General features: G+C 60.2%; 30 protein-coding genes. 16 read left to right on the forward strand and 14 right to left on the reverse strand.

Features of this window, described 5'->3' with window-relative positions:
* Nucleotides 1–35: 35 nt before the first annotated feature.
* Nucleotides 36–314, forward strand: coding sequence for a BrnT family toxin (locus TX24_RS04015; protein ID WP_003193132.1), 279 nt, complete (start codon nucleotides 36–38; stop codon nucleotides 312–314).
* Nucleotides 292–540: a BrnA antitoxin family protein gene (locus TX24_RS04020; protein ID WP_003193130.1), complete on the forward strand. Its 249-nt coding sequence runs from the start codon at nucleotides 292–294 to the stop codon at nucleotides 538–540. Before TX24_RS04015 ends, TX24_RS04020 begins: the two co-directional genes overlap by 23 nt.
* Before the next feature lie 148 nt (nucleotides 541–688).
* Here the strand turns inward: TX24_RS04020 and aqpZ are convergent, their stop codons facing one another.
* From aqpZ to TX24_RS04045, 5 genes are all read right to left on the reverse strand, one after another.
* On the reverse strand, nucleotides 689–1,390 hold the full coding sequence (gene aqpZ, locus TX24_RS04025) for an aquaporin Z (protein ID WP_003193127.1): 702 nt from the start codon (nucleotides 1,388–1,390) through the stop codon (nucleotides 689–691).
* Between the two features lie 175 nt (nucleotides 1,391–1,565).
* Nucleotides 1,566–3,398, reverse strand: a complete 1,833-nt coding sequence (locus TX24_RS04030) for an ABC transporter ATP-binding protein (protein WP_003193125.1) — start codon at nucleotides 3,396–3,398, stop codon at nucleotides 1,566–1,568.
* Nucleotides 3,399–3,480: 82 nt separating this feature from the next.
* Nucleotides 3,481–4,044: a peptidylprolyl isomerase A gene (locus TX24_RS04035; RefSeq protein WP_003193124.1), complete on the reverse strand. Its 564-nt coding sequence runs from the start codon at nucleotides 4,042–4,044 to the stop codon at nucleotides 3,481–3,483.
* Between the two features lie 3 nt (nucleotides 4,045–4,047).
* Nucleotides 4,048–4,851, reverse strand: a complete 804-nt coding sequence (locus TX24_RS04040; protein WP_057709753.1) for an alpha/beta fold hydrolase — start codon at nucleotides 4,849–4,851, stop codon at nucleotides 4,048–4,050.
* Between the two features lie 14 nt (nucleotides 4,852–4,865).
* A complete protein-coding gene (locus TX24_RS04045; protein WP_003193120.1) occupies nucleotides 4,866–5,789 on the reverse strand; it encodes a PA3225 family LysR-type transcriptional regulator in 924 nt (307 codons plus the stop codon).
* 49 nt (nucleotides 5,790–5,838) lie between these two features.
* Between TX24_RS04045 and TX24_RS04050 the strand changes: the two genes are divergently transcribed.
* The 3 genes from TX24_RS04050 (at nucleotide 5,839) to TX24_RS04060 (ending at nucleotide 7,977) form a co-directional block, all read left to right on the forward strand.
* Nucleotides 5,839–6,153: a hypothetical protein gene (locus TX24_RS04050; protein ID WP_003193119.1), complete on the forward strand. Its 315-nt coding sequence runs from the start codon at nucleotides 5,839–5,841 to the stop codon at nucleotides 6,151–6,153.
* Nucleotides 6,154–6,304: 151 nt separating this feature from the next.
* Nucleotides 6,305–6,904: an FMN-dependent NADH-azoreductase gene (locus tag TX24_RS04055; RefSeq protein WP_003193118.1), complete on the forward strand. Its 600-nt coding sequence runs from the start codon at nucleotides 6,305–6,307 to the stop codon at nucleotides 6,902–6,904.
* Nucleotides 6,905–7,107: 203 nt separating this feature from the next.
* Complete coding sequence (locus TX24_RS04060; RefSeq protein ID WP_003193117.1) at nucleotides 7,108–7,977, forward strand: carboxylate/amino acid/amine transporter; 870 nt, start codon at nucleotides 7,108–7,110, stop codon at nucleotides 7,975–7,977.
* On the opposite strand, the gene TX24_RS04065 is transcribed toward TX24_RS04060, so the two are convergent.
* Together TX24_RS04065 and TX24_RS04070 are read right to left on the reverse strand one after the other, a co-directional pair.
* A complete protein-coding gene (locus tag TX24_RS04065) occupies nucleotides 7,934–8,962 on the reverse strand; it encodes an NADP-dependent oxidoreductase (protein ID WP_057709754.1) in 1,029 nt (342 codons plus the stop codon). The genes TX24_RS04060 and TX24_RS04065 overlap by 44 nt on opposite strands.
* 61 nt (nucleotides 8,963–9,023) lie before the next feature.
* The gene (locus TX24_RS04070; RefSeq protein ID WP_034136147.1) at nucleotides 9,024–9,812 is read right to left on the reverse strand and encodes an SDR family NAD(P)-dependent oxidoreductase; all 789 of its coding nucleotides are present in this window, start codon (nucleotides 9,810–9,812) and stop codon (nucleotides 9,024–9,026) included.
* Between the two features lie 125 nt (nucleotides 9,813–9,937).
* Between TX24_RS04070 and TX24_RS04075 the strand changes: the two genes are divergently transcribed.
* Nucleotides 9,938–10,504 carry a TetR/AcrR family transcriptional regulator gene (locus TX24_RS04075; protein ID WP_003193112.1) on the forward strand — a complete coding sequence of 189 codons (567 nt, stop codon included), beginning with the start codon at nucleotides 9,938–9,940 and terminating at the stop codon, nucleotides 10,502–10,504.
* Nucleotides 10,505–10,520: 16 nt separating this feature from the next.
* Here TX24_RS04075 and TX24_RS04080 read toward each other — a convergent pair whose 3' ends face one another.
* Nucleotides 10,521–11,813 carry a mechanosensitive ion channel family protein gene (locus TX24_RS04080; RefSeq protein WP_003193111.1) on the reverse strand — a complete coding sequence of 431 codons (1,293 nt, stop codon included), beginning with the start codon at nucleotides 11,811–11,813 and terminating at the stop codon, nucleotides 10,521–10,523.
* A gap of 192 nt (nucleotides 11,814–12,005) precedes the next feature.
* Between TX24_RS04080 and TX24_RS04085 the strand changes: the two genes are divergently transcribed.
* Complete coding sequence (locus TX24_RS04085; RefSeq protein WP_003193110.1) at nucleotides 12,006–13,352, forward strand: DEAD/DEAH box helicase; 1,347 nt, start codon at nucleotides 12,006–12,008, stop codon at nucleotides 13,350–13,352.
* Nucleotides 13,353–13,415: 63 nt separating this feature from the next.
* On the opposite strand, the gene TX24_RS04090 is transcribed toward TX24_RS04085, so the two are convergent.
* Nucleotides 13,416–13,685: a hypothetical protein gene (locus TX24_RS04090; RefSeq protein WP_057709755.1), complete on the reverse strand. Its 270-nt coding sequence runs from the start codon at nucleotides 13,683–13,685 to the stop codon at nucleotides 13,416–13,418.
* Nucleotides 13,686–13,838: 153 nt separating this feature from the next.
* Between TX24_RS04090 and TX24_RS04095 the strand changes: the two genes are divergently transcribed.
* From TX24_RS04095 to copD, 5 genes are all read left to right on the forward strand, one after another.
* Nucleotides 13,839–14,228: a hypothetical protein gene (locus TX24_RS04095; RefSeq protein ID WP_003193108.1), complete on the forward strand. Its 390-nt coding sequence runs from the start codon at nucleotides 13,839–13,841 to the stop codon at nucleotides 14,226–14,228.
* A 125-nt stretch (nucleotides 14,229–14,353) separates the two neighbouring features.
* Nucleotides 14,354–16,069: a copper resistance system multicopper oxidase gene (locus TX24_RS04100; RefSeq protein WP_057709756.1), complete on the forward strand. Its 1,716-nt coding sequence runs from the start codon at nucleotides 14,354–14,356 to the stop codon at nucleotides 16,067–16,069.
* 10 nt (nucleotides 16,070–16,079) lie between these two features.
* Complete coding sequence (locus TX24_RS04105) at nucleotides 16,080–16,907, forward strand: copper resistance protein B (protein WP_057709757.1); 828 nt, start codon at nucleotides 16,080–16,082, stop codon at nucleotides 16,905–16,907.
* Nucleotides 16,908–16,956: 49 nt separating this feature from the next.
* Nucleotides 16,957–17,343: a copper homeostasis periplasmic binding protein CopC gene (copC, locus tag TX24_RS04110; RefSeq protein WP_003193103.1), complete on the forward strand. Its 387-nt coding sequence runs from the start codon at nucleotides 16,957–16,959 to the stop codon at nucleotides 17,341–17,343.
* Nucleotides 17,340–18,221 carry a copper homeostasis membrane protein CopD gene (gene copD, locus TX24_RS04115; protein WP_057709758.1) on the forward strand — a complete coding sequence of 294 codons (882 nt, stop codon included), beginning with the start codon at nucleotides 17,340–17,342 and terminating at the stop codon, nucleotides 18,219–18,221. Before copC ends, copD begins: the two co-directional genes overlap by 4 nt.
* On the opposite strand, the gene TX24_RS04120 is transcribed toward copD, so the two are convergent.
* The 3 genes from TX24_RS04120 to TX24_RS04130 all read right to left on the reverse strand — a co-directional run bounded on the left by TX24_RS04120 (nucleotide 18,218) and on the right by TX24_RS04130 (nucleotide 20,263).
* A complete protein-coding gene (locus TX24_RS04120; protein ID WP_057709759.1) occupies nucleotides 18,218–19,084 on the reverse strand; it encodes a DUF6279 family lipoprotein in 867 nt (288 codons plus the stop codon). The genes copD and TX24_RS04120 overlap by 4 nt on opposite strands.
* Nucleotides 19,085–19,150: 66 nt before the next feature.
* Nucleotides 19,151–19,873, reverse strand: coding sequence for a TorF family putative porin (locus tag TX24_RS04125; RefSeq protein WP_034136144.1), 723 nt, complete (start codon nucleotides 19,871–19,873; stop codon nucleotides 19,151–19,153).
* Between the two features lie 210 nt (nucleotides 19,874–20,083).
* Nucleotides 20,084–20,263 (reverse strand): hypothetical protein, encoded by a 180-nt coding sequence (locus TX24_RS04130; protein ID WP_003193095.1) that lies wholly within the window; start codon nucleotides 20,261–20,263, stop codon nucleotides 20,084–20,086.
* 323 nt (nucleotides 20,264–20,586) lie between these two features.
* On the opposite strand from TX24_RS04130, the gene TX24_RS04135 reads away from it, so the two are divergent.
* Together TX24_RS04135 and TX24_RS04140 are read left to right on the forward strand one after the other, a co-directional pair.
* Nucleotides 20,587–21,423: a CvfB family protein gene (locus TX24_RS04135; protein WP_019820451.1), complete on the forward strand. Its 837-nt coding sequence runs from the start codon at nucleotides 20,587–20,589 to the stop codon at nucleotides 21,421–21,423.
* Nucleotides 21,424–21,534: 111 nt separating this feature from the next.
* Nucleotides 21,535–21,933 carry a DUF2177 family protein gene (locus TX24_RS04140; protein WP_057709760.1) on the forward strand — a complete coding sequence of 133 codons (399 nt, stop codon included), beginning with the start codon at nucleotides 21,535–21,537 and terminating at the stop codon, nucleotides 21,931–21,933.
* Here the strand turns inward: TX24_RS04140 and TX24_RS04145 are convergent.
* A complete protein-coding gene (locus TX24_RS04145; protein ID WP_057709761.1) occupies nucleotides 21,877–23,055 on the reverse strand; it encodes an MFS transporter in 1,179 nt (392 codons plus the stop codon). The two genes, TX24_RS04140 and TX24_RS04145, sit on opposite strands and share 57 nt — an antisense overlap.
* 104 nt (nucleotides 23,056–23,159) lie before the next feature.
* Between TX24_RS04145 and ptrR the strand changes: the two genes are divergently transcribed.
* Nucleotides 23,160–24,053, forward strand: coding sequence for a putrescine utilization regulator PtrR (gene ptrR, locus TX24_RS04150; RefSeq protein WP_034136141.1), 894 nt, complete (start codon nucleotides 23,160–23,162; stop codon nucleotides 24,051–24,053).
* 142 nt (nucleotides 24,054–24,195) lie between these two features.
* Nucleotides 24,196–24,318 carry a PA1414 family protein gene (locus TX24_RS32725; protein WP_003193089.1) on the forward strand — a complete coding sequence of 41 codons (123 nt, stop codon included), beginning with the start codon at nucleotides 24,196–24,198 and terminating at the stop codon, nucleotides 24,316–24,318.
* 128 nt (nucleotides 24,319–24,446) lie between these two features.
* On the opposite strand, the gene TX24_RS04155 is transcribed toward TX24_RS32725, so the two are convergent.
* Nucleotides 24,447–25,829: a sodium:solute symporter family protein gene (locus tag TX24_RS04155; protein WP_057709762.1), complete on the reverse strand. Its 1,383-nt coding sequence runs from the start codon at nucleotides 25,827–25,829 to the stop codon at nucleotides 24,447–24,449.
* Nucleotides 25,830–25,850: the final 21 nt, after the last annotated feature.

The following is a 25,850-nucleotide window of genomic DNA, read 5'->3' on the forward strand; positions in this document are numbered from 1 at the left end:
AATCTGTATGTACAAACGTACATACAGGGCGTGCCATGCATTTTGAGTGGGATGAATCTAAGAACAAAGCCAATATTTCTAAGCACGGCATCGACTTTAACGACGTCCCAGATATTTTTCGGCATCCAATGCTGGCCTTGCGCGATGATCGGGCAGATTATGGCGAAGAGCGTTGGATCAGTATTGGCTGGATCAAATTGTTAATGGGTGTGGTCGTATATACCGAGCGGTGTGGTGATGTGATCCGTATCATCTCTGCGCGAAAAGCAACCAAGAAGGAGGCCAAATACTATGACGCAAACATCGAAAACTGATTGGGAGCGCCTGGCCAACATGAATGATAAAGAAATCGACACCAGCGATATTCCTGAGCTGGACGCCGAATTTTTCCGACGCGCTGAGTTACGTGTTCCGGTGAAGCAGACGGTGACCATTCGGCTGGATGCCGATGTTCTGGAATGGTTCAAAGGCCAAGGCACCGGATACCAGACACGCATTAATCAATTGTTGCGTCAGTACATGCAAGCCCACCAAGGTTGAAGCGCATTCAATTGAAGTCAGCCAGTAAAACACCCTGTAGGAGCGAGCTTGCTCGCGAAGAATGTGCAGACGACGCGGGTTTACAGCTGTAAGCACCGCGTCATCGTTGGCGTTTTTCGCGAGCAAGCTCGCTCCTACAGGGATTGGGTCAAGCGGGTTTTTCTTCACCCAACCATCGGTAGGTAATGCCGCCGATCACCGCGCCGAGGATCGGCGCGAGCCAGAACAGCCACAATTGCTGCAGCGCCCAGCCGCCGACAATCAACGCAGGCCCCGTGCTGCGGGCTGGGTTGACCGAGGTGTTGGTGACCGGGATGGAGATCAGGTGGATCAGCGTCAGCCCCAGGCCAATGGCGATGGGCGCGAAGCCTGCCGGGGCTCGACGGTCGGTGGCGCCAAGGATGATCAGCACGAACATCGCGGTCATCACCAGCTCACAAACAAAGCCTGCCGCCATGGAATAACCACCGGGCGAATGCTCGCCATAGCCATTGCTTGCCAGCCCGGAGGCCAGTTCGAACCCAGGCTTGCCGCTGGCGATGAAGTACAGCAGTGCGGCGGCGATGGCGCCTCCGATCACTTGCGACACGATGTAGGCTGGCAACTCCTTGGCCGGGAACCTGCCGCCGACCACCAGCCCCACCGAGACGGCCGGGTTAAGGTGGCAGCCACTGATATGCCCGATGGCAAACGCCATGGTCAGTACCGTGAGCCCGAAAGCCAGTGACACACCGAGCAGGCCGATGCCTACATTGGGGAACGCTGCGGCCAACACCGCACTCCCGCAGCCACCCAACACCAGCCAAAACGTACCCAGTCCTTCCGTTACGGAACGTTTGAACAGTGACATGAACACTTCCTTAGATTGCTCTATCTGATTAACGGTCTGTGTGGCTTCCCTGCCGCCTTAAATCAGGGCCCTCCTGGGGCCTGATTGCAGTACAGCAGGATTGTGTCGCAAGACCAGCCAGATAGAGAAAGCTGTCAGAATTGTTCGGAATTGAACGGCGGTTTACCCAACAAAATCAGTCTATACCGACAAATCCCCCGGTTTGATGCTGCCATAACCGCGAATAAAGCCCGCCGTATGCCAGCAACTCGGAATGGCTGCCGCTTTCGGCGATCTGGCCTTTTTCCAGCACCACCAGGCGGTCCATGCGTGCGATGGTCGACAACCGGTGTGCGATCGCAATCACCGTCTTGCCCTGCATCAGGGTTTCCAGGCTCTCCTGGATCGCCGCTTCCACTTCCGAGTCCAGCGCAGAGGTGGCTTCGTCCATGATCAGGATCGGCGCGTCCTTGAGCAGCACGCGGGCGATAGCGATACGCTGACGTTGCCCGCCGGAGAGTTTCACCCCGCGCTCACCCACATGGGCATCCAGCCCGGTGCGGCCCTCGGAGTCCGACAGCAGCGGGATGAACTCATCGGCGCGGGCCTTGTGCACCGCCGCCCACAGTTCTTCGTCAGTCGCGTCGGGCTTGCCATACAGCAGGTTGTCGCGGATCGAGCGGTGCAGCAACGAGGTGTCTTGGGTGATCATGCCGATCTGTGCGCGCAGGCTTTCCTGGGCCACTTCGGCGATGTCCTGGCCGTCGATGAGGATGCGCCCGCCCTGCAGGTCGTAAAGGCGCAGCAGCAGGTTGACCAGCGTCGATTTGCCTGCGCCGGATGGGCCGATCAAGCCGATTTTTTCCCCGGCCTTGATCTCAAGGTTGAGGCCGCCAATGATTCCGCTCTTCTTGCCGTAGTGGAAGTCCACTTGCTCAAAGCGTACCTGGCCGTGGGGCACCGTCAGGCGCGGAGCGTTTTCACGATCGACCACGGCCAGTGGCTGGGCGATGGTTTTCAGGCCGTCCTGCACGATACCGATGTTTTCGAAGATGCCGTTGACCACCCACATGATCCAGCCGGACATGTTGACGATGCGGATCACCAGGCCGGTGGCCAGGGCAATTGCGCCCACGGAAATCAGCGACTGCGTCCACAGCCACAGGGCCAGGCCAGTAGTGGTGACAATCAGCAGGCCGTTCAGAATACAGATCACGGTGTCCATGCTGGTGAGTACGCGGGCGGCCAGTTGGGTTTTTTCGGTCTGCTCGATGATCGCTTGCTTGGCGTATTCCTGTTCATTCTGCGTATGGGCGAACAGCTTCAAAGTGGTGATATTGGTATAGCCGTCGACAATTCGGCCCATCAACTTGGAGCGCGCCTCCGAGGAGACCACTGAGCGTTCTTTCACGCGAGGTACGAAGTAACGCAGGGCCAGGCTGTAGCAAACGATCCAGGTGATCAGCGGAATCATCAGCCGCCAGTCAGCCTCGGCAAACAACACCAGGGCACTGATGGCGTAGATCGACACGTGCCAGATAGCCTCTGCGGTCGCCACCGCCGAGTCACGCAAGGAGTTGCCGGTTTGCATGATCCGCTGGGCGATGCGCCCGGCGAAATCGTTCTGGAAGAAATTCAGGCTCTGTTTGAGCACGTAGCTGTGGTTTTGCCAGCGAATCAGGCTGGTCATGCCAGGGTTGATGGTCTGGTGCACCAGCAAGTCATGCAGGCCGTTGAAGAGCGGGCGTAACAACAGGGCGACCACGGCCATCCAGATCAGCTCGGCGCTGTGGATCTGGAAGAAGTTCGCCGGCGGCGTGCCCTGGGCCAGGTCGATGATGCGGCTCAAGTAGCTGAACAACGCCACTTCGATAAGGGCGCCCACCAGCCCCACCACCAACAGCGCGGCAAAGCACGGCCACACCTGGCGCAGGTAATAGAGATAGAAGGGCAGGACTTTTTCGGGAGGGGCCGCGCTGGGGGCGTCGCGGAAAATATCGATCAGCTGTTCAAAACGACGATAGAGCATTAGGTTTGACGCCCGCCGGGCGGGCTCTCCTTTCAAGTGCGCGCGGTGCCGTGTGGGCACCACGCGAAGCTACCTGCAGACCTCAGTCGATGCGCTTGGCCGACTTGATCAACACAGGATCGATTGGCACGTTCTGCATGCCTTGTTTGGTGGTGGTCTGGGAGTTGACGATGATGTCGACGACGTCCATGCCCTTGACCACTTTGGCGAACACGGCATAACCGGCATCGCGGCCCGGGTCGAGGAAGGCATTGTCAGCCACGTTGATGAAGAATTGGCTGGTGGCCGAGTTCGGGTTCGAGGTGCGGGCCATCGACAGCGTACCGCGCACGTTATGCAGGCCGTTGCTGGCCTCGTTCTTGATCGGTGCCTTCGTGTCTTTCTGTTGCATTTGCTGGGTGAAGCCGCCGCCCTGGACCATGAAGCCCGGGATCACGCGATGGAAAATCGTATTGGTGTAGAAGCCGCTGTCGACGTACTCAAGGAAGTTCTTGGTGCTGATCGGCGCCTTGACCGGGTCCAGTTCGATTTCAATCTGGCCGTTGGTGGTGTCGAGCAAAACATGTGGCGCCTTGGCCGGCTCAGCCGCCATCAGGTTGGCAGCGAACAAGGCGGAACCGGCAAATAAGGCGATTTTTTTCAGCATGGGTCAGTGATCCTGGGTAGTGGTTTCGACGGTCTTTAGAAAATCGAGCAAGGTCGCGTTAAAGACCTCGGGTTGGTCCAAGGGCGTGGCATGGCGGGAATCTTCGATGACCACCAGTCGCGCATCGGGCAGCAGTTTTACATAGATTTCTTTCTGCGCCACGGGGGTGTAGTCATGGTCGGCGCTGATGACCAGGGTTGGACAGGTAATTCTCGACAGTTGTTCCTGTATGCCCCAGCCTACAATGGCGTCGAAGCTGGCGAGATAAGCACGTTTGTCGTTTCTTGCCCAGCGTTCGGCCATCTTGCGGCGCAGGTCGGCCTGCTCAGGTTTGGGGAACAGCCGATCGCCCAGGGCCTTGCCGATGGTGCCCAGGCTGAGCACGCGGGCCAGGGTCCAGCGTTTGGCCCACTGCCAATAGTCATCGGCACTGCGCACCTTGACCTCAGGCGCGCTGTTGACGATGCACAGGCTCTTGACCCGCAGGGGTTCATCCACTGCCAGTTGGAAGGCGATCATGCCGCCCATGGATAAACCCACCACGTGGGCCGCTGGCAGGTCGAGGTGTTCGATCAGGGCGATCAGGTCGAAGGTAAACCCCTTGATGCTGTAGCGCTCCCGGGGTTTGTCCGAGCGACCATGGCCGCGCACGTCAACTACGATCAGGCGGTAGTGTCGGGCGAGTACCGGTACTTGCAGTTCCCAATCCTGGCTGCTGGAGCCCAGGCCGTGGATCAGGACCAGCGGGTTGCCATGGCCATACTCTTCGTAATGCAGGCTGCAGCCTTCATGGTCGAACCAGGCCATGGGTGAACTCCGTTTCAGGCTTGTTGGGGGGCGGCAAAGGGCGCGTCCAGGGGAGCGGTGTCAAAGGTGCGCAGCAATTCCACAAGGATCTGCGTGGCGGGCCCCAAGGGTTTGTCTTTGTTGGAGTACAGGTAAAACGTCGGGTTGCGACTGCCGCCTTTTTCCAGGGGAAGCTGCTTGAGCACGCCTTCCTTGAGTTCGCGCTCGATCATGTGCCGGGGCAGCCAGGCAAAGCCCAGGCCGCTGCCGACGAAGGTGGCGGCGGTAGCGAGGCTGCCGACGGTCCAGCGCTGTTCGGCGCCGAGCCAGCCGACGTCGCGCGGTTGCTGGCGGCCGGAGTCGCGGATCACCACCTGCATCTGGCTCTCCAGGTCATGGAAACTCAGCTCACGGTTGAGGCGATGCAGCGAGTGATCGGGGTGAGCCACGGCGACGAACTCCACATCGCTCATTTCCGTGCCCAGGTAGCCGGGGATGATAAACCCGCAAATGGCCAGGTCCGCCATGCCGTCGAGCAGCAACTCTTCGACGCCGGACAGCACCTCTTCGCGCAGGCGCACCCGGCAGCCACGGCTTTGCGGCATAAAGGCGGTCAACGCGCGAACCAGACGGGCGCTGGGGTAGGCGGCGTCCACCACCAGGCGCACTTCGGCTTCCCAGCCCTGTTCCATGTGATGGGCGAGGTCTTCCAGCTGGCTGGCGTTTTTCACCAGTTGGCGGGAGCGGCGCAGCAGCACCTCACCGGCCTCGGTCAGCACCGCTTTGCGCCCGTCGATGCGCAGCAGCGGGACGCCGAGTTGGTCCTGCATGCGCGCCACGGTGTAGCTCACCGAAGATTGCGAACGGTGCAGCGCTTCGGCGGCTTGGGCGAAGCCGCCATGGTCGACCACGGCTTGCAAGGTGCGCCATTGATCGAGGGTAACGCGGGGCGCTTTCAAGATGAGCTCCTCTTGTCCTAAGCTGGCGGTCCTTATTGGAGACTGCCGAATGAGAAAATTGTGTTGTGTGTTGCTGGCGCTGCTGCCGATGAGCGCGTTTGCCTATCCTATCGACGTGACGAAAAAGATCGATGGCGTCAGCATTGATTACACCGCGTCCGATGTGGACGCAGACATCAGTTCGATTCAGCTAAGCAACTACGGCATCCGGGATGCTGTGTGTTCGGTAATCTTCACCAATGGCCCGGAATCGCCACGCCGCCGCACCGTGACCGTGCCAGCCGGCAAAAGCACCAACACCACGGTCAAGTTCAATCGCTCCATCATCAAGATGCGTATTGCCCTGAACTGCGCGCCAAAATAAAGCAGCAGCGGAGCATGCCCACAGGAATACTCCGCATATAAACAAATTTCTAGATGGGTTGTAGCAGTTTTTTGCGCTTTTTTATCGAATGGGCCCTGGCTAACCTTCTCTCCATCGACTTACAGCAATTACCGATGGAGCCTACGAAGCCATGTCCAATGTTCTGATCATCGAAAGCAGTGCGCGCCAGCAGGATTCCATTTCCCGCCAGCTCACCCAACAGTTCATCAGCCAATGGCAAGTCGCCCATCCGGCAGACCACATCACCGTGCGCGACGTTGCGCTCAATCCGGTCCCCCACCTGGATGCCAACCTGCTGGGTGGCTGGATGAAGCCGGCGGAGCAGCGTAACGACGACGAACAGGTATCCCTGGACCGCTCCAACGAGTTGACTGACGAATTGCTGGCCGCCGACGTGTTGGTGATGGGCGCGCCGATGTACAACTTCGCCATTCCGAGCACCCTTAAAGCCTGGCTGGATCACGTGTTGCGGGCCGGTGTGACCTTCAAATACACCGCCACCGGGCCTCAGGGGCTGTTGACCGGCAAGCGCGCTATCGTGCTTACCGCACGCGGTGGTATCCACACCGGCGCCACCTCGGATCATCAGGAACCGTACCTGCGCCAGGTCATGGCATTTATCGGCATTCATGACGTTACCTTCATTCACGCCGAAGGCGTCAACCTGGGCGGCGACTTCCAGGAGAAGGGCGTCAATCACGCCAAGGCACTGCTGGCCCAGGTGGCCTGAGGCGTTAATCGTCAGATAATCCCGTGCTGCTTATATAGCCCCACGCAAACCCTTCAAGTACGCGTATCGAACCTCCCTTTGCACTTTTTGCTCCTGAGTGCTCCTGCCCGACTGCCGCTTTAGCGAGGTCGGGTTTTTTTTGCGCCGAGTTTCCTCAAAACCCAAAAAGCTTTACTGTCGCGCCCATTCGAAACGAGGCGCGCATGGGCTATCTACTGGTTGTCACCCTGATTCAGGCATTTTCCTTCAGCTTGATCGGCGAATACCTCGCCGGTCACGTCGACAGCTACTTTGCCGTGCTGGTGCGCGTGGTGCTGGCCGGGCTGATCTTTATTCCTTTGACGCGCTGGCGCTCGGTGGAGCCCGCGTTCATGCGCGGCATGTTGGTGATCGGCGCATTGCAGTTCGGCGTGACCTACGTCTGCCTGTACCTGAGCTTTCGTGTGCTCACGGTGCCGGAAGTGCTGCTGTTCACCATCCTCACACCGCTGCATGTGACGCTGATCGAGGACGCGCTTAATCGCCGCTTCAATCCCTGGGCGCTGGTGGCGGCCTTGGTGGCGGTGGGTGGTGCGGCGGTGATTCGTTTCGATCAGATCACCCCGCACTTTTTGATGGGCTTCTTGCTGCTGCAATTGGCCAACTTCACCTACGCCGCCGGGCAAGTCATGTACAAGCACCTGGTGGCGCGTTATCCCAGTGACCAGCCGCACTTTCGGCGTTTCGGTTATTTCTACCTGGGCGCCTTGTTGGTGGTGTTGCCGGCGTTCCTGCTGTTCGGCAAAGCTGACTTCCTGCCGCAAGCGCCGCTGCAATGGGGTGTGCTGGTGTTCCTCGGGTTGGTCAGCACCGCGCTGGGCATGTACTGGTGGAACAAGGGCGCCTGCCTGGTCAATGGCGGCACCCTGGCGGTGATGAACAACCTGCATGTGCCGGTGGGGCTGTTGCTGAACCTGTTGATCTGGAACCAGCACGAACCGCTGGGCCGTTTGGCCCTGGGCGGTCTGGTGATTCTGGGGGCGGTGTGGATCAGCCGGCTGGGTGTGCGTCGGGCGGTGCCGTCGCCATTGTGATCACCACCTTGCCTTTGGCGCGGCCTTGTTCGACATAGTCCAGGGCGGCAGCTGTGGATTCGAAAGGAAAGGTACGGTCGATGACCGGCCGGATAATCCCGGACTCGACCAGCGCGGTGATTTCATCCAGTTGGGCGCCGCTGGCACGCATGAACACAAAGTCATAGCTCACGCCTTGCTTGCGTGCTTTCCTGCGGATACCGCTGCTCAACAGGCCCATGACCAGGCCCAATACCCATGGCAGCTTCTGGGCACGGGCGAAGGCGGGCGTCGGCGGCCCGGAGATGGAGATGAGTTGACCGCCGGGCTTGAGAATCTTCAGTGACTTGGCCAGCGCATCCGGGCCCAGGCTGTTGAGCACCACATCGTAGTCTTGCAGCACGGCCTCGAAGGCTTGCTGTTTATAGTCGATCACCACATCCGCGCCTAACGCCTTGACCCACTCCACATTGGCGGTGCTGGTGGTGGTCGCAACGAAGGCGCCCAAATGCTTGGCCAACTGGATAGCGATACTGCCCACTCCGCCTGAGCCCGCATGAATGAACACCTTCTGGCCTTTCTTCAGCTTCGCGGTTTCCACCAGCACCTGCCACGCCGTCAGCGCGACCAGGGGCAGGGAGGCGGCTTGCTCCATGTTGATATTCGCGGGTTTGCGCGCCAGTGCGTCTTCGTGCACAGCAATCAACTCGGCGAAGGTGCCGATACGCTGCTGAGGCGGGCGGGCGTAGACTTCGTCCCCCGGCTTGAAGCGTCGTACCGCAGCGCCGACGCTGAGCACCACGCCGGCCAGGTCATTGCCCAGTGTCAACGGCAACGCATACGGTAGGACCAGTTTGAATTCGCCTTTGGCGATCTTTGCATCCAGCACATTGACACTGCTGGCTCGCACCTGAACCAGCACGTCGTGCTCACCCACGATAGGCGCGGGGGCCTCGATGAGGCGGCCGGGCTGTTTGCCGTACCGTTCGATGGAAAATGCCTTCATGGTTCAATGCTCGTTGCTTGGCTGAGAAGGGCAGGCGCGGAGCACGCCTGCTACCGGTTGATCAGGCGTTGGCCAGATAACGCTCGGCAACCTGGGACTGCTTGATCTGCGTCAGCAGGCCTTGTCGCGCAGCTTGCAACGCATCCCAGCGGGCGCCGTCCTGCAACGGCGGAATGGTCACCGGCTCGCGGCGATCGAAGCCCACCAACGCCGCGTCCACCAGATCGCCCACTTCCATCACGTCCGTGAGGGTGTTGATATCAATGCCCGCACGTTCCCAGATCTCGGTACGTGTGGCGGCGGGCAGCACGGCTTGCACGTATACGCCTTTGGGCGCCAGTTCCAGGCTCATGCCCTGGGACAGGAACAGCACGAACGCCTTGGTCGCGCCGTACACCGTCATGCCGAATTCCGGGGCCAGGCCCACTACCGAGCCAATGTTGATGATAGCGCCGTTGCCGGCTGCCGCCAGGCGCGGCGCGATGGCACTGGCCAGGCGTACCAGCGCGGTGGTGTTGAGGGTGACCAACTGCGCGACGCTGTCGGTGGACTGTTCGATAAAACTGCCGGACTGCGCGGCGCCTGCATTGTTGACCAGGGTGCCAATGCTGGCGTCGTCGCGCAGGCGCGCTTCAACTGCGGCCAGGTCAGCGTTCTGGGTCAGGTCGGCCGGGAGGATATCAACGTTGACGGCGTGGTGCTCACGCAACCTGGCGGCGAGCGCTTCCAGGCGCGTGATGTCACGGGCGACCAGTACGAGGTCGTGGCCGCGTGCGGCAAAGCGTTCGGCGTAGGCGGCGCCAATGCCGGTCGAAGCGCCAGTGATCAGAACGGTAGTGGAAGTGCTCATGGTGTGATGCTCTGTGAGTGCGAGGAGGTTTTATGATGTCGATCATAATCAAAGCTGTCAACGGTTTTGATTATGATCGACATCATAGTAATATGCCTATCTCGCAAGCTGGCAGGACCACAGACATGAAGATCACCAAGGCGCAGTCACAGAGCAATCGGGCCCATATCGTCGCGACAGCTTCCGAGCTGTTCCGCGAGCGGGGTTTCGACGGGGTGGGCGTGGCCGAGTTGATGGCTGCAGCCGGTTTTACCCAAGGCGGCTTTTACAAGCACTTCGGTTCCAAGGCGGACCTGATGGCGGAAGCGGCCGCCAACAGCCTGGCGCAGTCACTGGCTGATAGCGCGGAGATGGAGGTGGAGCAGTTTTTCGAGGTTTACCTGTCCAGGCAGCACCGCGATCATCGCGGCGGTGGATGCACATTGGCGGCGTTGTGTGCCGATGCTGCCCGTCAATCGGACACGCTGAAGGCGACCTTTGCCGACGGCTTGGAAAACACCCTGCAGGCCTTGGAAGCAAAGTACAACGCGGTTCATGACGGGCCACAGGAAGACGTGCGGGCGAAAATGCTCGACAGCATGGCCCATGCCATTGGCGCAATCATGCTGTCGCGGGCGTGCCCGGACGATTCCGCCCTGGCCGATGAAGTGCTTGAGGTGTGCCGCAAGGAGATTACGGCGTCACTGCCGTAATCCCGTTCGCATCACCTCATGCCGTTTCGGCGACGGACACCTGCGTGGCTCCGGCCAACGCAGGCAGCACGCCGGCGCGCAGGTCATTACCGCTTGGCTGCTGATACAGGCTTAGCCCGAACTCCGGCAACACCGCCAACAGGTAATCGAAGATATCCCCCTGGATCCGCTCGTAATCGCCCCACGCGGTGGTGCGGGTAAAGCAGTAGATCTCCAGCGGCACGCCCTGGGCGGTGGTTTGCATCTGGCGCACCATGCAGGTCATGTTCGGCTGGATGTCCGGGTGGCTTTGCAGGTACGCCAAGGCGTAGGCGCGGAACGTGCCGAGGTTGGTCATGCGCCGACGGTTGGCCGACAGTTGCGCGCTGTGGCCCTGGGCCTCGTTCCAGGCCTTGAGTTCGGCCTGTTTGCGGCTGATGTAGCCGCTGAGCAGGTGTACCTGGGTCATGCGCACTTCTTCCTCATCGTTCAGGAAGCGTACGCCGCTGGCGTCGATGTACAGGCTGCGCTTGATACGGCGCCCACCGGAGGCCTGCATGCCACGCCAGTTCTTGAACGACTCGGACATCAAGCGCCAGGTGGGGATGGAAACGATGGTCTTGTCAAAGTTCTGCACCTTCACCGTGTGCAGGGTGATATCCACCACATCGCCATCGGCGCCGACCTGGGGCATTTCGATCCAGTCACCCACGCGCAGCATGTCGTTGCTGGTCAATTGCACACTGGCGACGAACGACAGCAGGGTGTCCTTGTATACCAACAGAATCACCGCCGACATCGCACCCAGGCCTGACAGCAGCAACAGCGGCGAGCGGTCGATCAGGGTGGCGACGATGATGATCGCGCCAAACACGAACAGCACCATTTTCGCCAGTTGCACATAGCCCTTGATCGAGCGGGTGCGTGCGTGTTCGGTGCGTGCGTAGATATCCAGCAGCGCGTTGAGCAGGGCGCTCATGGCCAGCACCATGAACAGAATGCTGATCGCCAGTGCGACGTTGCCGATGAACAGGATGGCGGTCTTGCTCAGGTCCGGCACCAGGTACAGGCCGAACTGGACCACCAGCGATGGCGTCATTTGCGCCAGGCGATGGAAGACTTTGTTGTGCCGCAGGTCGTTCAGCCAGTGCAGCGCCGGTTGCCGGCCGAGCAATTTGACCGCGTGCAGGATGAGGTAACGGGCGACCCGTCCCACCACCAATGCCACCACCAGCAACACCAGCAAGCCGAGGCTGGAATGCAGGACCGGGTGTTCATCGAGGGCGCCCCAAAGGTCTTGGACGTTGAGCCAGAGCTGTTTGATATCCATGAGTGAACCGATTCTTCTGTAAGACAACACGGGGCGATTAGAGCATTTAAGTGCAACAAAGTTGACGCTCTGGACAAAATCGCTGACAAAAAAGCAGCTGATTAGCCCCGTTCGCGTAAAGAAACTCGGTTTGGGCGCGCGAAACCGGTAACCTATGCAGCTGATATTTTGTATTTCTTCGAGGTAGCACCCGTGTTTTCCCAATTCGCCCTGCACGAACGCCTGCTCAAAGCCGTGGCCGAGCTTAAATTTGTCGAGCCTACGCCTGTGCAAGCAGCGGCCATCCCGCTCGCGCTGCAAGGGCGTGACCTGCGGGTGACGGCGCAAACCGGCAGCGGCAAGACCGCCGCTTTCGTCCTGCCGGTGCTCAACCGCCTGATCGGCCCGGCCAAGGTACGCGTCAGCATCAAGACGCTGATCCTGCTGCCGACCCGCGAGCTGGCCCAGCAGACCCTGAAGGAAGTCGAGCGTTTCTCGCAGTTCACCTTCATCAAGTCCGGCATCATTACCGGTGGCGAAGACTTCAAGGTCCAGGCCGCCATGCTGCGCAAGGTGCCGGATATTCTGATCGGCACCCCTGGCCGCATGATCGAGCAGCTCAACGCTGGCAACCTTGACCTCAAGGAAGTCGAAGTGCTAGTGCTCGACGAAGCCGACCGCATGCTCGACATGGGCTTTGCCGATGATGTGCAGCGTCTGGTCGGCGAGTGCGTCAACCGTCAGCAGACCATGCTGTTCTCCGCCACCACCGGTGGTTCGACCCTGCGCGACATGGTCGCCAAGGTGCTGAACAACCCTGAGCACTTGCAGGTCAACAACGTCAGCGACCTGAACGCCACCACGCGTCAGCAAATCGTTACCGCTGACCATAACGTGCACAAAGAACAGATCCTGAACTGGTTGCTGGCCAACGAGACCTACCAGAAGGCCATCGTGTTCACCAACACCCGTGCTGCCGCCGACCGTATCTACGGGCGCCTGGTTGCGCAGGAATACAAGGCGTTCGTGCTGCACGGCGAGAAAGACCAGAAGGACCGCAAGCTGGCCATCGACCGTCTCAAGGCGGGCGGCGTGAAGATCCTGGTGGCCACCGACGTTGCCGCACGCGGCCTCGACGTGGACGGCCTGGACCTGGTGATCAACTTCGACATGCCCCGCAGCGGCGACGAATACGTGCACCGCATCGGCCGTACCGGTCGGGCCGGCAATGATGGCCTGGCCATCTCGCTGATCTGCCACGGCGACTGGAACCTGATGTCGAGCATCGAACGCTACCTGAAGCAGTCGTTCGAGCGCCGTACCATCAAGGAAGTCAAAGGCACGTACACCGGGCCGAAGAAGGTCAAGGCCTCGGGCAAGGCCGTTGGCGTGAAGAAGAAAAAGACCGACGCCAAGGGCGACAAGAAGAAAACCGGCGCCAAGTCGCCGACCAAGCGCAAGATCGCCAACCGGCCGAAGACCGACAACCTGTCGCTCGTCAGCAAGGACGGCATGGCCCCGCTCAAGCGCCGCAAGCCAGAAGCGCCGGCTGCCGAATAAGCAGGCGGGCATAAAAAACCGGACGATGTCCGGTTTTTTTTCGCCATCAGCGTCGCGCTGTGCTCAACGCTTCCCCGCAGCTTCTCTGAGCTCCTTGAGCCGCGCATCGATCAACTGGCACTTGTCGGGAAACTCGGCGCTTTCGGTATCCAGATCCATTTTCTGCAACTGGTCATTCATCTCCTTGGCCTTGGTCGGGTTCTGCTCGGTGAGCTTGGTTACTTCCTTGGCCAGTTCTTCGCGCTTGGCGGTGGCCTCCTCGGGCGTGCAGGCCCAGGCGGGCAGGGCGCTTAACAGCGTGGCGGCGAGAGTCAGCTTCATCAAGGTTTTCATGATCGGACTTCCTTGGCAGTGATGTGCAGTTGAGGCGGCGAACCTCTGGAAAGTTCAGAGAAATGACGCCCGTCCGTTCGGTTGAACGGCCAGTGCCAGGACGTGTCACTCCCTTAGACGGGCTAACTCCATCGGCCTGCAGGAGGAATCAGGATGACGACTTACAATTGGGATCTGATCGAACGTCTGCTGCATGAAGTGCAGAACGGCGAGGGCAGCTTTGCCCCGCGCAAATACGCCGAGCAGGAAGCGGCCGAGAAGGCGACGGCCGGCGAGGACACTGGCAACCTGGATGCGCTGAAGAAGACCGCGGCCGATTACGAAGCGCTGCTGTTCAAGCGTGGCTTTATTGAGTCGCGGCCGGAAGAAGAGGGCGGCAATGGCGAGAATTTCATCCTGACGGCGCTGGGTGCGCAATTGCTGGCGCTGATCGACAGTTCGATTCCGGGCAATGATCATCCGCGTCAGGTGTTGGATGAACAGGTAGATGCGCTTGATCCGGCAACGTTTGCTGAAGTGGCGTCCAAAGCCCAGATCGCTTGATCCTTTTATGTCCCGGCGCCCCAAGGGAGCCGGGCGAACCTGTCGAATCGGTAATCTGCCGCTAAGGTTGCTGACAGCCGGCGAATCCTAATCTGCTGCCATTCAACTCACGGACTTGAATCGGCATGCACTCCACAACCTCCAGACGCACATTCGTCAAAGGCCTGGCCGCAGGCGGCCTGCTCGGCGGGCTTGGGCTTTGGCGCCCGCCGGTGTGGGCGCTGACCAGCCCCGGCCAGCCCACGGTACTCGCCGGCAGCGAATTTGAGCTGTTTATTGACCAGACCCCCGTCAACCTGACAGGCCGTGCGCGCACTGCGTTGACCGTCAACGGCAGCCTGCCCGGCCCGCTGTTGCGCTGGCGCGAAGGCGACACCGTGACCCTGCGCGTGAGAAACCGCCTCGGGGAGCCCACCTCGATCCACTGGCACGGCATCCTGCTGCCATCGACCATGGACGGCGTGCCCGGCCTGAGCTTCAAGGGCATCGAGCCGGGCGGCCTTTACGTCTACCAGTTCAAGGTCAAACAGCACGGCACTTACTGGTATCACAGCCATTCCGGGCTTCAGGAACAGCAGGGCGTGTATGGTCCGCTGGTCATCGACCCCAAGGAGCCCGAGCCGTATGCCTACCAGCGCGACTACGTGGTGATGCTGTCGGACTGGACCGACGAAGACCCCGTCGCCCTGATGAAGACCCTCAAGAAACAGTCCGATTACTACAACCTGCACAAACCCACCCTGGGCGATTTCATCCGGGATGTGGGCGAGCAGGGCTGGTCGGCCACGGTTGCCGACCGGCTGATGTGGGCACAAATGAAGATGAACCCCACCGACCTTGCGGACGTCAGCGGCGAGACCTACACCTACTTGCTCAACGGCCAGCCGCCTGGGCAGAACTGGACCGGAGTTTTCAAGGCGGGGGAAACGATTCGCCTGCGCTTTATCAATGGCTCGGCGATGACCTATTTCGATGTGCGTATTCCCGGGTTGAAGATGACCGTGATCGCCGCGGATGGGCAGCCGGTGAAGCCGGTGAGCGTCGATGAATTCCGTATCGCCGTAGCGGAAACCTACGATGTGCTGGTCGAGCCCGTAGCAGACGCCTACACCCTGTTTGCCCAGTCCATGGACCGCACAGGGTTTGCTCGTGGCACCCTTGCCAGGCAGCCTGGCGCGACTGCGCCGGTACCGCCGCTGGATCCGCGCCCGTGGCTGACTATGGCAGATATGGGCATGGGTGGCATGGATCACGGTGCCATGGCCGATATGCCGGGCATGGAAGGCATGGATCACAGCGCCATGGGCGCGATGGCGATGCAGAAACACCCCGCCAGCGAACAGAACAACCCGCTGGTAGACATGCAGGCGATGAACCCGGTGCCCAAGCTCGACGACCCTGGGATTGGCCTGCGCAACAACGGCCGCCGGGTGCTCACCTATGCCGACCTGCGCAGTACCTTCGAAGACCCCGATGGCCGCGACCCCTCGCGCACGCTTGAATTGCACCTCACCGGGCATATGGAGAAGTTCGCCTGGTCGTTCGATGGCGTGAAGTTTTCCGATGCCGAGCCGTTGCAACTGACTTATGGCGAGCGCGTGCGGGTGGTGCTGATCAACGACACCATGATGGCCCACCCGATTCACCTGCATGGCTTATGGAGCGACCTGGAGGACGAAAACGGCCAGTTCCAGGTGCGCAAACATACGATCGACATGCCACCGGGCTCCCGTCGCAGTTACCGCGTCACCGCCGATGCCCTGGGACGCTGGGCCTATCACTGCCACCTGCTGTACCACATGGAAATGGGCATGTTCCGTGAGGTGCGCGTGCATGAATAAGGAAGCGAGCATGAACCGTTGCGTTCTACCCGTTTGCATCGCCTTCGCCACGCAGGGGTTCGCCCCATGGGCGTTGGCGGCCGAGGATGAATTTCAGGGCATGAGCCCGGCGACGCCAGCGCTGACGCAAAGCCGTACGCCGATTCCGGCGCTGACCGACGCAGACCGTGCAGCGGTCTACAGCGCGCCGGGAGGGCATCAGGTGCACGACAGCGGCGTGAACTCGATGCTGCTGATCAACCAGTTGGAATGGCAGGGCGGCGACGGCAACGCGCAGAGTTGGGACATCAAGGGTTGGGTCGGCGGTGACATCGACCGGCTGTGGCTACGCAGTGAAGGCGAACGCAGCGCCGGCCGTACCGAAAGCGCCGAAGCCCAAGCCTTGTGGGGGCATGCCATCAGTCCGTGGTGGGACCTGGTCGGCGGCGTGCGCCAGGACTTCAAGCCCGGTGACAGCCAGACCTGGGCGGCCTTTGGCCTACAAGGCATGGCGCTCTACAACTTCGAGGCCGAAGCGACGTTGTTTGTCGGCGAATCGGGGCATACCGCCGCACGCCTGGAAGGTGACTACGACATCCTGCTCACCAACCGCCTGATCCTGCAGCCCACCGCAGAACTCAACTTCTATGCGCAGAACGATCCGCAACGGGGTGTCGGGTCGGGCTTGGCGCAAAGTGAACTGGGCCTGCGCTTGCGCTACGAAGTTCGCCGCGAGTTTGCGCCATATGTCGGTCTCAGCTGGAACCGCACTTATGGCCAGACCGCGCAATACGCACGGGACGAAGACGAAGACATCAATCAACTGCGCTGGGTCGTCGGCGTGCGCTTGTGGTTCTGACGGGTTTCCCTTTTTATTATTCGCCGCCTGGCGCGGCCTGGAGTCTTGCATGTCTATGTTGAAAACCACGCTGCTGGGTGCTGCGCTGTGGGTAGGTTTAAGTCTTAGCCTGCCCGCTTCGGCCCACCCCAAGCTGCTGTCATCCATTCCGGCGGCAGGCGCACAGGGCGCCGCTCCCGCAGTGATTGAATTGCATTTCTCAGAAAACCTGCTGACCCAGTTTTCCGGGGCCAAGTTGATCATGACCGACATGCCGGGCATGCCCAATTCGCCGATGCCGGTGAAGGCCAGCGTGTCGGCGAGCAGCGACCCCAAGGTGATGTTGATCAAGCCGGTCTCCGCACTTACCACCGGCAGCTATCGGGTGGATTGGCGTGCCGTGTCGTCCGATACACATCCGATCACCGGTAATGTGGTGTTCAGCGTGCAGCCATGAGTGAGCTGATCTCCATCGCATTGCGCTTCGCGCTCTATCTCGACCTGATGATGCTATTTGGATTGGGACTGTTCGGCCTTTATGGTCTGCACGCTGAGCAACGTAGATGGCTCAATCTAAGGGCATGGATGGGATTGACGGGCGGCTTGGGGCTGGCGTTTTCGGTGGCGTCGCTATTGGTCATGACCCAATCCATGAGCGGCGCCACTGATTGGCAGGCGCTATGGCCGCATGTGCAGATGATGCTGTGGCAGACCGACTTGGGGCTGACGTGGTGGGTGCGTATCGCGGCGCTGGTCCTGGCGGCACTGAGCACTCATCTGGCGCTGGCCACGCTGTCGGCTGGCGTGGCGTTGGCCACCCTGGTGTGGACAGGGCACGGCGTAATGCACGAAGGCGTGCAAGGTGTGTGGCATATCGTCAGCGACAGTGCACACCTGTTGGCAGCGGCGGGTTGGGTGGGGGCGTTGGCGGCATTCGGTTTGTTGTTGATGCCTGCGCCGTTGCCACAGGATGATCGAGTGCAGGTTCTGGCCAGCGCATTGGCAGGCTTTGAGCGCATTGGCGCGGGATTTGTCTTGGTGCTGATCGGCACTGGCGTTGCCAATTATCTGTTTGTTGTCGGGCCGAATCTGGGGGGCATCAACGGCGGAGTCTACGCGGTGCTGCTATGCCTGAAGCTGGGGTTGTTCGGCGTGATGCTGGCCTTGGCGGCGCTCAATCGCTTTCACCTGACGCCGCTTCTGCAACAATCTATCGCGGCGGGCAATTATAACGTGGCGATCCGTGCGTTACGGCGCAGCATGGCCCTGGAGTTTGGCGCTGTGGTGCTCATCCTTGGCCTGGTGGCCTGGCTGGGCACCTTGGCGCCTGACTAAGACTGTGCGCTTTTCAGGCATTTAAGCGTCTGGAAGTCGCTGCGGACCTTGTCGATTTTCTGGGTGAGTTTCACGCGCTGCGCTGGGGAGCTTTGGGCCATCACGTCCACGAGCAAGCCGCGCGCGGCGGCTTCGGTCTGTGCGTAGGCGGCGCGGTATTGCGGGGTCCACAGGCTTTCGCGATCCACCAGCAGTTGCTGGATTTTCTGCGGGAAATCGGCACTGTGACGCTGTTGCAGCGCCTCGATAAATTGCGCCTGCCAATGGGCACGGTTGCCGATCCATGCCTGGTTCTGTGCGCCCAACTCGGCGGACCAGGCTGTTACGCGGTTTTGCTGGCCTGGGCTCAACGGGCCGATCCAGGCGTCCAGTCGCTTGCTCATGCGTTCGGCGCGTTCCTTGATTTGCTGGGCCAGCGGCGGCTTGAGGTATTCGTCCTGGCGTTTACGCAGGTCCTTGGCCAGGGCGTCGCTCATGTCCTTGACCTGCTGATCGTCCAGGCCTTGCAGCAATTGCACGGCTGAGGGGGTGATTTCCCGCGCAATCTCGGCAATTGCCTGTTTGGCTTCGACAGTACGGGTTTGCAACGCGGCGTCGGTGACCTGGTTGCTGTCGACCATCTGTTGCAGGCGGTCGAGCCAGTCCAGGTAGCCAGGCAATTGCGTAGTGCAGTGCCAGGCCAGGTGCTCCTTGAGGGTGTCGTTGAACCAGCTCTTTTGCCCGGCATTCATGTCCAGGTAGTCGTTGAGGGTCCAGGGGATGATCACGTCGAGGTTTCGGTAGGCCAGGCCCACGCGATTGCAGCCGGCAAGCACCAGGCTCAGGGTCAGCAATACCATCAGGAGTTTGAGCCGGCGCAACATGGGCAGGTCCTTGCATGGAGGGCGTTAATGCATGTGAACCTGCGCGGGGTGCGACAGTTCAGCCCATCAATAAAACGACCGTGCAGCCTTCAAGGTCAACAGCCCATCACATTGCGAATTGTGTCCAGAGTAGGCCGAGCAGTCACTGCCGCTGAGGCTGGAGCCGCTGTAGATCAAGTCCAGGTCAATGCCTTTCCAGGCCCGGGAAAATTGCACCGACCAATCGCTGAAACTGCTGATGGCGCCGTTCTCTACCGAGACCGGTGTGCCCAGTTGATGGGTGGTGTACTTCATGCTGACGCCGATGCCAAAAGGCTGGGTGCCGCCCAGGTCGGCGAACAGGGTACTGTCCTGGCGGTCGGGGTCGTTGCTGAAAGACACGCCAAAGCGGTTGCCCAACAGGTTCAGCCCACCGTAGAACTCCTGGCTATCGAGGGGGCTGACCTTGGGGTAGCTGTAGTGGATCAAGCCGACTTCGTAGCCCAGGGTCTGGTCGAACGGACGCTTGAAGCCCATGTAGGAGTCGACTTCAAGGTTATTGGCCGACGACAGGCCCATGTTCGGGGAAAACTGGCCGAAATACAGGCCGCTATCGTGGGTAAGGTCCAGGCCACCGTGGAACGAGTCGCTGCCAGGGGCGGTCGGCTTGACCAGGCCCTGGGCCATGGTGCGGCTGGGGGTGGTGCCTAATTTCAGGTCGAAGTCACCCAGTTCACGCTGGAAGATATGCGCTTGGGCCAAAGGGCTGGCGACCAGGAGGCTGACCACGACAATACAGCGTTTAAGCATGCTTCACTCCATGAAAAGCGAGGAGCAGTAACGGAAAGATTCAGGCGGATGCCCGTGCTAGACGTGTGCAAGGATACCGGCGAATGCCAGGCGTTGAGGCCCGTTCGTCGATTAGCTGCGTATGAAGGTGTGAGGAGGGGGTTGCAACTCTAGTCCTAGCGCCTTGAGGCAAGACGCTTAGGGACCAGATGCAGTGCGCGGGTAAGACTATTACTTCTTGCCCAGGCTGATCTGCTTGGACGGGCCGAAAGTCTGGCCGCTCACGCCCTTGGCAATTTGCTGGATTTCGCCGCCGGACTTGAGGAACGCAGCAATCTGGCTATTGATCGATTCGCTGGTTTCAACGGCGGGAGCTGGCTTTGCTTTGCTGTTGGATGCTTTTACACGCATGGCGGCCACTAACCTGTAGAAAATTAACTTGGCCAGGCATCGTACAGGAAATACTTGACAATTGCTTGGCAAATATCCCTCAGGATTAATATCCAGCGCTGGAAATAGCCGAAGTTCAACGCCGAAATAAAGCGCTAACTTACTGTTTTAGCTGGAAACCACAGGCCGGGTGGCCCGCTGATGGCCTGCTCAAAGTGAACCGAACGATCAGACGAGTGGGGCGCTGCCATTGGAACGCCATGCCAGCCCGCGATTTTTCAGGCGCGCGCGCGTGCAGGGCCCAACTCGGGTAGAATGCCGCCCACGCAATGAGGGTATTGGAAATGGCTTTAGTCGGGCGCTACAACAGCTTGCAAGTGGTCAAGCACACTAACTTTGGTTTGTACCTCGATGGTGCGCAAGATGGGGAAATCCTCTTGCCTAATCGGTATATCCCTAAAGATATTCCCAGTGAAGATGAAGACTGGCTCAACGTTTTCATTTATCTGGACAGCGATGACAAACTTATCGCCACCACCGAAAAACCCAAAGTTCAAGTCGGTGAATTTGCCAGTTTGAAAGTTGTGGAAGTCAACAGCATTGGCGTGTTCCTTGATTGGGGTTTGCCCAAGGATCTGCTGCTGCCGTATTCGGAAGAAAAACGCCAGCTGACCGCAGGTGAGTATTGCGTGGTGCACGTCTACCTCGACAAGCACACCAAGCGCATCACCGCCACCGCTCGCCTTGACCGTTACCTGGACAAGACGCCAGCCAACTACCAGGTGGGCCAGGAAGTCGACCTGCTGGTGGCCGAAGCCACCGACATGGGCTTCAAGGCGATCATCAACAACAAGCACTGGGGCCTGATCCACAAGAACGAAGTGTTCAAGTTCCTGCGTCCGGGTAAGGAAGAGAAGGGTTTCATCAAAGAGATCCGCGCCGATGGCAACATCAGCCTGAGCCTGCAACCGGTGGGCCAGGAAGCGGCCTCCAGCCTGAACTCGAAGATCCTCGCGAAGTTGCGCGACAACAACGGCACCCTGCCGGTCAGCGACAAAAGCGACCCGGCGGTGATCAGCAACTTGTTCGGCGTGAGCAAGGGCAACTTCAAGAAGGCCATTGGTGCGCTCTACAAGCAAGGGCAGATCGTGATTCATGCGGACCGCATTGAACTAAGCTGAGTACAGGCTGCTCTCCTGTAGGAGCGAGCTTGCTCGCGAAAATATTCCAGGCGCAGTGTGGCGTCGGATGTACGTTTTTCGCGAGCAAGCTCGCTCCTACAGGGTTGTGTCATGTCGAAAAGAACGGTTTTTGCCTACCTCGGCACCTTGCTCGCCTTCCTGGTCCTCGACGGCCTCTGGCTCGGCGTGCTCATGGGCTCCACCTACAAATCCCTGCTCGGCGCGCTGATGCTTGATCAGCCACGCCTGCTGCCTGCGGTATTGTTCTATCTCCTGTATGTCCTCGGTTGCGTAGTATTGGTGGTCTTGCCCAGCGCCAGTTGGCAGCGCGCTGCGCGTTTGGGCGCCTTGCTTGGCCTGGTGGCCTATGGCACCTATGACTTGAGCAACTGGGCCACGCTTCAAGGCTGGTCCGCTGGGTTGGCGCTGATGGACATGGCGTGGGGCACGTGCCTAACCGCCATTTGCTGCACTGTTGGCCACTTGTGTGCAAATCGGCTGCGGCGGTAGAGGGCGGTTGATCAGTACTGAACCGCCTAATAACAACCCGGTACCGGCAACGACCAATGCCGGTTGCAGGCCGCCACTGAGATGGCTGCTGACCGACGCCAATAGTGGCCCGCTCAATTGGCCGACGGCGAAGCTGGCGGTCAGCAACCCCGTGCTGCGTTGGTAGCCATGGGGCGCGACTTCTCTGAGCCGCGCCATCACCAGTTGCATGCAGGCCAGAAAGGGCGCACCGCACAGCAACACGCCCAGCGCCAAGCCCCAGCCATTGCCAAGCAGGCAGGCGAACACCCCGGCCGCTTGCAGCCATAAAGTCGCCATTAGCCAGTGACGGGTGGTATTCGGGTGCTTGCGGCGCAGGCTGGCCACCCCCACTCCCAGCGCGGCCGCCAGGCCAAAGTAGGGCCAGAACAGATCGGCCTGCCAGGCCCCGTGGAATTGAGCGCTGGCCATCTGCGACAGAAAGGTCGCCGGGATGATGTAGCCCAGGCCGAACAAGAAATAAATCCAGCACAGGTGCGCGATGCTGCCGTTGCTCCCCGCGCTGGCGGCCTGTGTAACAGTGATGGCCGGCTTGGGTAAAAATGGCAGGATCGCCAGCAACATCACCAGCGCCACCGTCCCGTAGAGCAACCACAGCGTTGCAGAGCTTTGCCCCAATAGGTTGGAAACCAGCGCCAGCAGCCCCGTCAGCACAATCCCCAACCCCGGCCCTGCAAACACCAGCGCACCCAGGCGTGGACGGCCGGCGGCAATCGCCAGTGGTTGGCTCAGGCTGGTAATCATCACCAGAGCCCACGCACTGGCGACCCCGGTGCCGAAGCGCAGCAGCACATGCGGCCAGAACCCGTTAGCCCAGTAGGACGCCAGGGTCAGCAATACGCACAGCCACAACCCGCCGTAGAGGCGCCCGCGCACATGCTGATGGCTACGGGCAAAGATCGAGTCCACCGCGCCGACGAAATAACCCAGGTAATTGGCGGCAGCGAGCAGGCCGGCGCCGGTCAGGTCGATCTGGCCTTCACTGAGCAAATGCGGCATTTGCGGAGTCAGGGCGAAGCGGCCAATGCCCATGGCTATCATCAGGGCGACGAAGCTGGCGAGTAAACGAATCAGCGGGGACATATTCAGGTTTCCTGCAAAGAAGCGAATGCCTTGCAGGCTAAGACGGATTGACTTTCTGTAAAATTGAATAATAGTGAGTAACTTGTTCATTTTTGGAGAAAGTAATGGAGTTCAGTCAATTGCGCATTTTCCAGGCCGTGGCGGAAGAGGGCTCCATCACCCGCGCCGCTGAGCGCCTGCACCGCGTGCCCTCCAACCTGTCGACCCGGCTTAAACAAATGGAAGAGCAACTGGGCGTCGATCTGTTCGTGCGCGAGCGCCAGCGTTTGCAGCTTTCTCCGGCGGGCAAAGTACTGCTGGATTACAGCACCCGCCTGCTGGCGCTGCACGACGAAGCCCACGGCGCGGTACAAGGCGGGCAGCCGGCCGGTGACTTCGTCTTGGGCAGCATGTACAGCACCGCCGCGGTTCATTTGCCAAAGCTGCTGGCGCGCTATCACAAGACTTACCCCATGGTGAACCTGCAGGTGCAGTCGGCGCCCAGTGGGGAGTTGCTGGAAGGGCTGATTACCGGGCGCCTGGACGCAGCCTTTGTCGACGGCCCGCTGACCATCGCCACCCTGGATGGCGTACCGCTGTGCGAAGAGCGCCTGGTGCTGATTTGCGAGGCCGATCACCCGCCGGTGCGTGGCCCCCAGGATGTGGCGGGCCGTGCGGTGTTCACGTTCCGGCGCAGTTGCGCCTACCGCACGCGCCTGGAAACCTGGTTTTCCCACGAGCGTGTGGCGATGGGGCGAGCCATCGAGATCGAGTCCTACCAAGGCATGCTCGCCTGCGTGATTGCAGGTTCCGGCGTGGCGTTGATGTCTGAATCCATGCTCGACAGCCTGCCCGGCAAGGACAGCGTGTCCGTTCATCCGCTGACCGGGCCTTTTGCCACTGCGACCACCTGGCTGATGTGGCGAAAGGGTATGCTCGGCGCTAACCTCAATGCATGGATCGACCTGCAGCAAGACGGCAATCCGCGATGCGTGCAAGACACACGTGCCATTGCTTGAACGATCCGTCAGGATTCGGATCAATTCAGTAATAGTTCGTTGTGGTTTCCTTCAAGCATTACCTAGGACTTAGGGCTACTATCACTGTAGGAAACGGCGACAGAACTCACGCCGGCCAGCACTACCCTCAAAGGGGGCAATCATGAAAGAGAAAATCCAAAACTGGCTCCACGACCTTGGCGTTGCATTGGGCTTGATCGAGCCTCCACTGCAACCGGTGCCGATCCGCACGGATGACGAGCAGCGTCGGCCACGTCGCCGCTAATCACGCGGTCCAAAAAATGTGGGAGCGAGCAAGCCCGCTCCCACAATTACTTTCTATCAGGCGAAAAAAACGGGCGCGACCTCCGACGTCGCGCCCGCTGAAGAAAATATCCCCGTCCCTGTTATAGCTTAAACCACCGCAGCCGCCACCTTGGCCGGCCGACGCGACAGCAAGCTCACCAGCACAAAGCTCGCCAGCGCCACCGCCAGGCTGTAGTAGATCGGTGTGTTTGCATCCAGCCCATCCTTGAACATGAATACCAGCGCGGTCACAAAGCCCAGGCTCATGGAGGTGATTGCGCCCGAGGTCGTCGCGCGTTTCCAGAAGATCGCGCCGATCAAGGGCACCAACATGCCGCCCACCAACAGGTTATAGGCCAGGGTCAGGGCGCTGATCACATCGTTCACCACTAACGCGATGCCCAGCACGGCAATGCCGGTCAACAGGGTAAACAGGCGGTTGATACGCAGGCTCGACGCCTTGCCGCCGCGCAGGCGGGGCAGCAGGTCTTCGGTCAACACGGTGGAGGCGGCGAGCAGGCCGGCGCTGGCGGTGGACATCATGGCGGCCAGCGCGGCGGCGATGACCAGGCCGCGAATGCCGTCCGGCAGCGAAGCTTTGACGATCGCGGCGAAGGCATTGTTGACGTTGTCCAGATCCGGGATCAGCACATGGGCAGCCATGCCGATCAGCGCACAGGCCAGGCCGTACAGGATGCAATAGAAGCCGGCGAAAGTGCCTGCGTACTGGGCGACCTTTTCGTCACGGGCGGTGAACACCCGTTGCCAGATATCCTGGCCGATCAGGATGCCGAAGAAGTAGATCATGAAGTAGGTGATGATCGTGTCCCAGCCGATCGCGGTGAAGCTGAAGTTCGACGCAGGCAGCTTGGCCACCAGCTCATCCCAGCCACCGACGCGGTACAGGCAGATCGGCAAGAGGATGAACATCAGGCCGACGGTCTTGATCACAAATTGCACAATATCGGTGAGGGTCAGCGACCACATGCCACCGATGGTCGAATACACCACCACCACGCCGCCGCCCACCAGTACCGACATCCAGAACGGCAGGTCGAACAGCACTTGCAGCACGGTGCCGATGGCCAGGATCGAGGTCACGCCGATCATCAGCGCGTAGGCCAGCATGATCACCGCGCTGGCCTGGCGGGCCATGGGGTTATAGCGTTTTTCCAGGACCTGGGTGACGGTGAAGATTTTCAGCTTCAACAGGGGTTTGGCCAGGAACAGGTTCAGGGCAATGATGCCCGCGCCGAGTGCGGCGCACAGCCAGAAACCCGAAATACCATGCACATACCCCAGGCGCACGGTGCCGACGGTGGAGGCACCGCCTAGTACCGTGGCGGCCATGGTGCCCATGTACAGGGACGGGCCGAGGTTACGGCCGGCGACCAGGTAGTCTTCGTGGGTCTTGGCGCGACGCATGCCGTAGTAGCCGAGCACCAGCATGCCGGCGGCGTAGATGAGTACGACGAATAAATCCAAAGCCATGACGGCGGTTCTCCGATTATA

The sequence above is a fragment of the Pseudomonas lactis genome, assembly GCF_001439845.1.
Taxonomy (GTDB): Bacteria; Pseudomonadota; Gammaproteobacteria; order Pseudomonadales; family Pseudomonadaceae; genus Aquipseudomonas; species Aquipseudomonas lactis.